Source organism: Alcanivorax sp. 1008 (assembly GCF_020667895.1).
Classification (GTDB): Bacteria; Pseudomonadota; Gammaproteobacteria; order Pseudomonadales; family Alcanivoracaceae; genus PGZG01.
The window spans coordinates 191,623-201,792 of record NZ_JAFMPS010000005.1 but is presented as its reverse complement, the minus strand read 5'-3'; the positions used below and the strand labels follow the sequence as shown (position 1 = coordinate 201,792).

Below are 10,170 nucleotides of genomic sequence, written 5' to 3'. Positions count from 1 at the left end.
TCACTGGGCAGGTTATTCAGATCCACCCAGCCATCCTGGTTTCTGGTATCGGCAAAACACAGGAACCACTTTGCTTTGCTCGCCGTTGCATTGCGGATACCGTCGTGAAACATGGGTGGTATGGCGCGCGCTTTTTCCTGCAAGGCGGAGTCACTCTGCAGGGCCACCACGGACCCCAACGCGTGGTTACAGATCTCTTCGCCGTTCATGTCCTGCGCCTGGCCGACGACCTTGAACTCATCCACCCAGCCATGAAACCCGTTTACCGGACTGGTTGTGTTGGCAGCCCGTCCCACCCATAGGTCGCCCGGTGACATGACCAGCACTGGATCAGCGCCAGTAGGTTTGTGCCAGTCTGCCACCAGCATGCCATCGCGAAACACTTCCACTCGCGCGCCCTGAGGATGGATGCGGAAACCAAGGTGATTATATGCCGCATAAGCAAGCGCAGCATTTAGCGCAAAGGTATGGCGCTCGCCGGCAGCGCTTACCAGACTCACAGAATGCAAACCCTTGAGATCAATGCCAGAGCCGTCGGGGAATTCCAGCAGCCGGCGAAACTGCTGGTCGTTCTTCATGCGCGGGTCCACAAACAGACCGACAAACCAGACATCCTGTGTCAGGTCCCGATGCTGCCCGCCAGGAATGGTATAGCGTATTCCGGATGATGGCCTTAAAAACAAGCCTTTGCCACGCACGCCGCCCAGGGCAACCCGTTCCACCTCGCCCGGGCCGACGATTTCGCCAAAGCCCGGTGAGCGGTAAAGGCCGGTTGCCGCATTCTGAATGCGCTTGAAGTCGCCCTTCATCTCCGCGCCGGATTTGGCTTGCACCATTTCTGAAGAAATCAGGTAGTGGGGATCTGTCCAGTCGTCAAAGGCGACCACGTCTGTCGCAGTGCCGTTGCTGATCAGCCACGCCACATCGCGCGGAATATTCAGGCGCAGGTTCCGATCATGATTGAACTTGTTCTCGATCGAATCAATAAAGTTGATATTGCCACTGGCGCCGGGGATAGTCTTTAGCGTGGTATCGCCAAAATTCTCTCTGCCCGAGCCCACCCTTACCCAACCGGCCTCACCGTCATCAAACAGCTTGACCAGGCGTTGCCGAGACGGCACCTTGCCGACACCCCAGTCTGTGTTGTTGAGCATATTGTCGATGAGTACTGCTCGACCCTGGGTCCAAAGGCCCAGTACCGCAACTTCGCGGGTTGAGTCAGTGGACTCCATGGTATTCTTGACAAGGTCGCAAGTGATGCCGTCCAGGCACCGGACCTCATACTTCCCCTGCCCGTGCAGTGGCGCCTGGCCGTCGCTTGTGCCAAAGAAGATATTAGCGCCATCGCTTGTCAACCACGGGTAGGTTGCGCTTAACCTGAATGGCTAGCTTCTTCACGGTCCCAGTTATCGAATGCTGCATATCGACTAGGAAGTCTGAAGACATCACCTGTGTATTTCCCGATACAGCGGGGTGACGAATTCCAAGCTCCTCTGCAATCTGACGCGTTTCGTCAACATTAAGCGGAAACTGCTCTCGAATGTCTGATACCCGAGGATTCCATTCGAGCAGGAGGAAGGTGGAAAGCTCAAGATCTGAAAGTAAGTGATGTGTGCGCTGGCTCAGGTGGCCTTGGACCCTATGGACGCGGCCCTTGGAGGAAACATCTCTAACAGTGAGCCAAGGCACATAGTCCTTGCCGCTTCCGAACCCTCTACCATCACGAATCCACTTAAGGGTGCGATCGTCTAGCTTCAATTCGGTCATTCTGAGGCCCCAACAGAGATACTTGGACTCTGCCACAGGCCTTGGAATTTACCAACTTTATTTGCTATTTACCGACTTTATTTGTTATTTACCAACTTTATTTGTAGATTACACGACCCTTTCCTCTCTCCGTGACTCTTTCCACCTTGGCACACCTTGGCGCCAGCCTCGTACTGGCATATCTGCCGCGGCCGCAGTTTAGAACGATATTTCGCATGGCTTGTTAGTGGGATTTTTAAGAGGCGGGGGCAGGCTTTTCTTGAGAAGGGCTTATTTTCTACTGCTAGGAAGCAATCAAGCAGTCACGCGCACCATGGGCAACAACATATTTCTTCTTCCAACGCCCAGGGCTCGTCACACGGCATCAAGACGCGGCTGGCAACAGCTTGCACCTGTTGAACCAGCCCGTTCCTCTCGCTTTATATCTGGAATGCTGGGTTTGGAGTAATGACATCCTCTTTGATGTCATCAATCCCGGCGGACGCCTTAATCTCGCCAACAAGCTCTGGATCAGTCGTAAAACCGTATACTGCCTCCTTGAGCAACACCACCACCGCGTTCCTCATGCTGTTCACGTACGTCAGGGCGGCTTCCTCAACGGCCTCGATGGGAAGCCCATCAAGATAGTCGGGGCTCAAGTTTGGAACCCGATCAATTACAAACCTGGCAACCGCGGGCAACTTCGTCACCGCCATTGGGTTGAACGACACAGCCATCTCGACATCTTCAGATGTTTGCTTGTCCTCCTTGCGTGCGGACTGCTTTGAAATCCTACGGAACGGGAAGATGTATGTTTCCGCATCAATATTCTTGTCTTCAATAATATTTTTGACGTCATTCCCACTCAGCTCCGGCAGATCCACCGCCAGCATCTTCGCCACCTCTTTCTTGCCCAAGGTGTACTCGAGGCCATCGATGCCCTTAACGTTGCCCTTTCGCGGATCCTCAACAATAAAGATTGAGCAGGTCACATCACCGGCCGAATTCTCAACCGCAGCGAAAGGCTTTTCTGACCACAGAAACTGCCCTGCCTCGGGCCTGGTCTCAATCAAATGGTGCCCGGCACGGCTTGCCGCCTCATTCCACCAAGAGTTATAGAGCTCGAAGTCCTCTTGGGTTAGATGCCCACTCTCTAGCAGATCACCTGGCAAGTTGGCTTGCTTCAGCATATCCAGTGGCGCATCAATCAGGCGCATGTCTCGTTCGTTGCCAGCATCATCAGTAGTAACTAACAACGACTCCGGGGAACCAGGAACGACAGGATGGAACTCGAAAACTTCGGCGCCAATATCACCGGCCAGCTCAGCCTTTTCCCGGGCCGCCTTAATCGCATCAACTTGCGCCATGCGGACCTTTGCCTCATCTTCAGGAAGATCCGCACGTATCTGAGTTGCGGGCCGGTAGTTCAGCTTTACGGGGTGGATGAGGCGGTATTCCTCAATAAATTTGCCACCGTTTATCTTGCCATGGGAGGCAAGCAGATAGCCCTGCCTGGTACCGGTTGGCCCCTGCGTGATCTCGAACGAAATTGTTCGCCCAAAGCTCTTGCCATGAAACAGCGTTTGCTTGAGCGCAGCGATCATTCTGGGGTGGTCGCTGGCGATGAAGTCCTTCGTTTTGTCATTTTTGGGGCGCGCAATATACATGGCTCTCTCGATACGAAATCTTTCGCATATAGTACATTATTTGAAGTTTGTGTGCTATCACAGCCCGGGTGGCTTGGGCAGCCTGACGGCTAACGGGCTGACTTGCTCTACCGTACGAGTAGGGCTTCCCCCGCCTTCTTTGGGGCCACCCCCCGGGCCCGGGCTTCCACCTGGGCCGCCAGCCACCCCCTTATTATCCAGGCTGCCTGGCTGGAGGTTACCCAAAGACGGTGGGGCACCCATATCCGTAGAGGGGGCCGCCCGAAGCCTTAGCCGCCGGTCCATCTCTCTTACCAGCTTGGCGTACAAGTGCGTACCCGCCAGCTCTACCAGGTGGGCCGGCAGATCTGGGGCTGCCTCTCGGATAAACTGGGGTCGGCTTTCCGGATTGAGGATGGCCTCCCGTTTCTGGGGGTCGCCCATAGCCAGTAAGGCTGCCTCTGCAGCATCAGTCGTGCGCATACACCCTCTCCAGTACGTCCCGGGGATTACTCAACCAGCTCAACCTCGCCGGATTCGAACTCTTCATCAGTGGTAGCCCCACGAAACTCCGTCAACCGGTGTACTTGCTCCCAGGCGGGGGCAGCCTTGAAGGATCCGCCAGCGGAGATCGCTGCTATGAACTCTTCCACCTCCGCCTCTGACCAGTCACCTTCTGCTTGGCTCTTGCCGCCCACCAGTTCTTCATCGCGATAGATTGCTTGGAACAACGTTTCATGGGTTCCGCGAAGGGATCTGGTTAAGGTAATCGTGTACTCGCCGTCGTTATGTCCTGGCTCACCGGTGAGAACCAGATCGCCCATTTCAGTGTTATCACGAACCTGGAAGTGGTGACTACGAATCATCTTCAGGTGACGGCGCAAGATTGCCTTAAGCGACGAGGGCATTTCGGTTTCTATAAACACTTTCGTTTGCTCCTTAATCATTTTGGTATTCCTGCTGTTTGTTAGGGGGTGGCCGCCAGTCCGCCTGCTGACTGATGGTTTCGCACCACATCAATAGGCTCTGGCGCCGCGGGGTTTTGAATTAGGTACTCTTCAATCCATTTTCTGGACCGCACTGGCAGCTCAAAGCGGGCACCGTCACACCACAGCCAGGCCATGAGCGCGCCGATATCGTGGTCTTGTACATTGGCGACCAGCGTTTGCTTCCCGGCCGCGGTAAAGGAGTCGGCGAGAAAATGTTTGATATGGGTGCCCTCCCAGTACTGCTTGCACCGAGTGGTATTGGCAATCGATACCTGCCAATTGGAGCCGACGCCCTTTCGAACTTTCAGCTCGGGCACCTGGTAGGTTCGCTTGTGCTGTTTGTAAGTTCGCGGGGCCAGCGAAAGCGAGGTTTTGGGGTGAGCATTCAAGAATGCGATCGGCAGGTCATGGCGTGGCGCCGGGATAGGCATTTCAAGAAGCGCCGCAACTTGACGGCTTTCGGCCTTGATGAGGAACCCGGCTCTGCTCTCCCCCGCTTCATTGGTGTAGGCCACCGGCTCGATACCCAGCTGGCGGCTGTGTGCAATCTGAGCCGCGGTAAAGGGGTTGCCTTCCAGTGTGTATGCGGTTTTTGGCTCAGTAACAGAAACGCCACGGCGGAAACGGGCTGCCAGAGGATGGGCGTCGGTATAGAGCGTTCCCTCTGTGGTGAAGTTCTCGTCCTCCATGACCGCGCTCAAAGGGGCTGTTCTGGTTCCATACTCTGCGCTGATCATCGTGATCGACCATAGAGATGGCTTGGCCAGGAGGCTGGCGGCTTCTACCGGATCATTGCCCTCCTCGAATTTGGTGCTCCACCAGCCTCTCTGGGCCTCGGGCAGGGATATCTTGGTAATGACGCCCCGCACCACCTTGCCGCTTTCCATGTAGCGAACGATAGCGCCGGGCTGAAGGTCACGAACAACTTCTCGCATCCGGTCTATCTCGGCAGACCGGTTATTTATGATGGTTTCGATATCGCCGGTGGACGTAGCCAACTTCTCACGTACATCTTGTAGCAGCGACGCCTGGTTGACCCGTAAGCACTCTGTTACCGCGACCATCCCGTCAGTCTTGTCCAGCTGGTGGGAGGATATATCGCGCTCCAGATTGGTTTGGCCAGCGCTTATTGCCCGCTTGACGGTATCGTGCGTAATGGCTGCGATTTTCTTGCGGTACCGGAGCTCAAGCATATTAAGAGGCTTGTCGAAGCTGGTGGAGACAGCCTGGTCCATGCCTGCAATCCTCCAGTCGTCAATCATCTGGACTTTCCCTGGCAGCATTCTGGATGCCAGAGGATTCGCGCCCTTGACTTCCAGCTCCTGCAAATAGGCTGCGTACTCTCGCTCGAGCTCCCGGTACACCCGCTCTTGGGTTGCCGTGTCGAGGATTACCAGTCTGGCAGTAAAGACATTGGATACGGTCTTGATATCGTTTTGCGAGGCGCTGTTGTAAACCTTGAACGCGCCATCAGGTGTGCTCATTACAGTCAGGTCCAAGAATCGGGCCATTGCTGGATTGTTCACCAAATATCGCCGGCACACCTCATCGCCCACGCTGTTGAGAATGTCGATGGCATCTGCCTCGTGCATGCTCTCCCGGTTGCCGGTGGTATTGGCACTAAGCCGACGCAGGCCCTGGTTGTAGATGGCCAGAAGTCGCTGCTCGGCTGGCAGGCCAGACGACAGGGTCTTGTATACCGGGTCAACCACCTGGTTGTTACGATCGACCCGACCAAACATCTGAACCTGCTTAACGATGTTTCCCACCAACTGACCATTAATAAAGCACCGCCGGCGAGTGTCCCCATAACGCGCATCGGAATGCAGGTTAAGACCGGAGCAGACAGCCGTGTTAATCAGCAGGGCGTCGATCTGGCCATTATTGAAGCCATCACGCACGCCAATACGATCCTTAACCGCCTCGTTGGTCCGCTGCACCCAGCCATCTTCCGTTTGCACTAACCGGTAACCGCGGCCCGTCATTTCGGCCACACGAGGCATAACCACCTCTTTTACCGTCTCACCATCAACCAGGCGCTCGATCTCGATCGGCGTTTTTTCCACTTTGTTCAAGATGTAGGAGATGGGGTCACCAGGCAGATCGGAAAACTTCGCTGCGAACTCACGGACCTCTTTAATCTCCTCCATAACGCTCTGGATTGCCTTCTGGTCAGCGCCATCAAGCATGTCGTAGATGTCACGCGGGGTGAGCGAGATATTTTTCCGGCGAGTGCGCTCCTTGCCTTTAACCATCACCTTCTCGCTGACAACCAATCTGAACTTCGTCAAATTGTCTGCAGTGCGAGCAATAGCGTGACCAAAATGAGGCAGCTCATCGAGTTTAATCGGCTGGCGCTTAAGCCGGAGCACCACGGCATCAAACTCATCGGTCTCCGGCTTCAAGCCCATCTCAAGAGCTTGCTCTACTGCGCGGCGCTCCCAGAGCTCATCCATGACGCTGTTCATGGTGCTCTCAAGGCCCAGCACGGGCTTGTCCCCATTGCGTATGGAGTCCAGCATCTCCTCGGCCGCCAGGTCCGCCTTCAATGCGAGAACGAACTGGCGCGTCAAATGGTGCGCAGTCGACCAATAGCCAGCATCCAGAATGTTCAGCTGCTTGGGCTCGATCCTCACGCCCCGGCCACCAACACCTAGCTTCGCCATGTTCTTGGGAGCGGTGTAGGTCACCCAATTGCGTGCTGCCTGCATGACCTTGCCCTGGATGCGGGTCAGGCGGTTCATCGCCTCCGCGTAGGCATCTCCCAGCGCCCGGTTGCGCTCGAGACGCTGCTCGTCCACGACGCTGATGAGTTCACGATTCTGCATGGCCCGCTCGCGACGCATAAACACGCCATCCTCCGCCAGCATCTGCGCGACAGCCTCCTGAAGCGGCAGGCCTCCAAGACCAACTACCTCCTTCAATTCCGGCACCTCAATCTTGCTGGGCAGCGCGCGGTGGTAAAGCGCCAGGTTGTGTTCGCCCTTGGCGTAGGTGGCAGAGCTGTAAATGACCTCCGAGGCATGCTGAGTCAGCACCTCCATGTACTCGGCAGCATTGGAGGAAGCTCCAGCAAAATTATGGGCCTCGTCCAAAATCAGCACCGCGTTCGAGTCACTGGTCAAATGGGTAAGAAACTTCCTGTTGTCGTTATCCAGGCTGGCCACCCGAGCAGTTGCCAGATAAAGGTTAGGTATCTGGCCACGCTCATTGCGGACATCCGCCGTGCCCGTCTTCAGAGCCTGGATATATTCCGCATTTCGCTTGCTTGACCCTGTATCCAGCACTGTGCCCTGATGCTGCAGAACCAGGCGATCGCTGATGGCATACGGCCGAATGTTTTGGATCTCTCCGATATCAGAGATGTCTTCAAGAATCGACTCACAAAGATCTCGGCGCTCACTGAGAAATATCACCGGCGAATCCGTATGGAGCTGCACCCAGCGCGCCAAGGCCGCCAGCACCCGCCCCTTGCCGGTACCCGTGTTATCACCAACAATCGGCGCCCGCCCGCGGCGTATTGCGTAGATACCCAGACCCACCGCATCAATCTGCTCAGGCGATAGCACCTTGTCGGCGTGCTCACGAGTCATCTTCAGCTCACGAGCAACAAAGTCATTCAGCGACTCGGTCGGGCAGAGTTCCTTCTTCATTTTTCTCAACGCGGCGAACGTCACACCAGCCAGGTTCCGAGGGATGCATGCCTCCGTCTTACCTTCAGCGATCGGCTGGTACGGCACCTGGAGGCTGCCGTCGTCATCAATAGCCATATTGGCAACCTTCGCATCCATACGGTCTGCTACCGCCAATTCAGCATCCTGGGCAGACAAACTCGTATCAATGGCGCTCACGTACTGATTCAGGCTTTCGTAGCCCTTGATAACCGGTATCGCGAGATCCAGCTCCTTGCGAACAGGAGTGGCACGGCGCCCACCAATAACCACAAGGCGCCGAGGTTTGGCCGCAGCACGGTCAGCGTCTGCCAAGAACAGGTCCCGATCGAGGTCGGCAACCCCTGCCACCTCGTAGTGATCCCCCAGCCAAGAGAAGAACCCCTTGCTTGCCTCGCCAATCACACCAGGCTCATCGTCGGCGTCAATCACGAAACACGCCCGACCTCGTTCGTGCAGGCTGGGGAGTAACTTGGCCAACTCAAAATGATCATTGCGAGTTACCCGCAATACGTCATGCAGCACTCCGTACCCGGGGCCGCCAGGACGGCTGTCACGAGGATCGCGGGAAAACGTGCCGACCATGCGCTCAGAGCCTTCCGGTGCACCCAGTTCACGGTTTTGTGTCTCGTACCGATTGGTAATGCCTTGGGTTACCGCGGCAAACCATTCACGACGATCTTGCTGCTCGCCAAAACCACCCGGGATCAACAGCGTCGCCAGGGCAGTAGATGGCGCCAGGGCCAGAAAGATTGGGCTCAGGGCGTTACAGTCCACCAGGTTGTAGAACCGGTCCCCCAGGGTGCGGCGCATAGCCGCCGCCAGCGGCAACGGCAACGCAGCTGCGCCAGGCGGGGTCTGGCGATCCTTGGCTCGCAGGGACAAATCAAAGACTTCTTCACGGCTGGATGCGGTGCGAACTTTTTTGTTCAAGTCAAAAGCAACAACCGCCTCGATGGCGTCAACAGTGTGAGAAATGGCCGACTCCATACGCGCAGCATCTTCAGCCAGAGGCCGCTGGGCGGGATCCGCCACCTCGAAGATCTGCTGTGCCAGCAACTTGATTTCACCGCTACTGAGCGGACCACTGTCTCGCCCCGTTAGGTGGGCATGAACACAGTTCAGCAGGTCACGCCACTTCGGCTGCCTGGCATCACCGGCACGCAAAAATCGCCAAAGCTCTTCACCAACACCTTCTCGAACAATCCGTTTAGCCGATGACGGGCCGCCAGCGCCGGCACCGACCGCAGCAAAGCGGGCGCCATCAAGACGATATACAGACTCGCCCGCAGCATTGCGACCAAGGAAAATGGCAGCATCCAAATCCTCACCGGTGGCGCTCGCCTTCAGTTCATCGGCATGATCCGCGTACCACTTCTCCGGCGGATCCTGCGTTATCTCACCAGCCCGCACCAGCGGCAACATCAACGCGGCCTGAGCAGAAAGATCTTCCTTAGACAGCGCCTTGCCGGCGGTCCGGCCGCGGACCAAGCGATGGCTTCCCTCCGACTCAAGCTCCATCGCGCGGCGCCAGGCATTGGCCGTCTGATCCAGGCGAAGCACATTAATGCCGTTAAGAATCCCCCCCCATGAATATGACAGCTCAAGCGGGGTGGCGATGGCAGTGTCCTGGCGCGTGACGAGATACACCTTGCCGGTCTGCGGCAGCCGGTGTTCTTTGACGAAATCCTGCACCATTTCCTGAAGGTCACGGATAGATCCAGAGCGGGCACGCTTCGCTGGGGTGGGGCTGGCGGACTTAGCCGACTGGTTGCTGGCGGATGGCTCCTGCGACGGGGCAGGGTTAGATGGCTGGCCAAGCAGAATGTCAGACACCGCAATGCGCGCCATTCGCACGCTCTCAAATACCGCCTTGAAGGCCACGGGGTCAAACGCGCGAAGGGTTCCATCAGGCTTAGTGTAGCCCGTATGAATCCACGCTTTCGCGGAGGGCGATTGCACGAAGCCCAGCTTCTTCAAGCCGTCAGCATGCGGGTCGGCATCCCCCGTCATAATCAGGACCTGCCTGCCCTTCACTGCCAGTACTTTCAGGCTCATGCCATGCGCGGAGAAGTCCGGCCATGCAATCGTGTCCATCATAACGCCCTCTAAAGAATC

General features: G+C 56.5%; 6 protein-coding genes. All 6 read right to left on the bottom strand.

Translation table 11 applies throughout. The features are described 5' to 3' along the window. Window positions 1–1,232 (bottom strand): hypothetical protein (locus J1C54_RS08720; protein ID WP_229146449.1); only part of this gene is annotated, 1,232 nt, incomplete at its 3' end. A gap of 103 nt (window positions 1,233–1,335) precedes the next feature. Beyond that, window positions 1,336–1,767: a TnsA endonuclease N-terminal domain-containing protein gene (locus J1C54_RS08715; RefSeq protein ID WP_229146447.1), complete on the bottom strand. Its 432-nt coding sequence runs from the start codon at window positions 1,765–1,767 to the stop codon at window positions 1,336–1,338. Between the two features lie 419 nt (window positions 1,768–2,186). Beyond that, window positions 2,187–3,413 carry a hypothetical protein gene (locus J1C54_RS08710; RefSeq protein WP_229146446.1) on the bottom strand — a complete coding sequence of 409 codons (1,227 nt, stop codon included), beginning with the start codon at window positions 3,411–3,413 and terminating at the stop codon, window positions 2,187–2,189. Between the two features lie 57 nt (window positions 3,414–3,470). Next, window positions 3,471–3,875, bottom strand: coding sequence for a hypothetical protein (locus J1C54_RS08705; RefSeq protein WP_229146445.1), 405 nt, complete (start codon window positions 3,873–3,875; stop codon window positions 3,471–3,473). 26 nt (window positions 3,876–3,901) lie between these two features. Continuing rightward, a complete protein-coding gene (locus J1C54_RS08700; RefSeq protein ID WP_229146444.1) occupies window positions 3,902–4,339 on the bottom strand; it encodes a hypothetical protein in 438 nt (145 codons plus the stop codon). Window positions 4,340–4,359: 20 nt separating this feature from the next. Beyond that, window positions 4,360–10,152 (bottom strand): strawberry notch C-terminal domain-containing protein, encoded by a 5,793-nt coding sequence (locus J1C54_RS08695; protein WP_229146443.1) that lies wholly within the window; start codon window positions 10,150–10,152, stop codon window positions 4,360–4,362. Window positions 10,153–10,170: the final 18 nt, after the last annotated feature.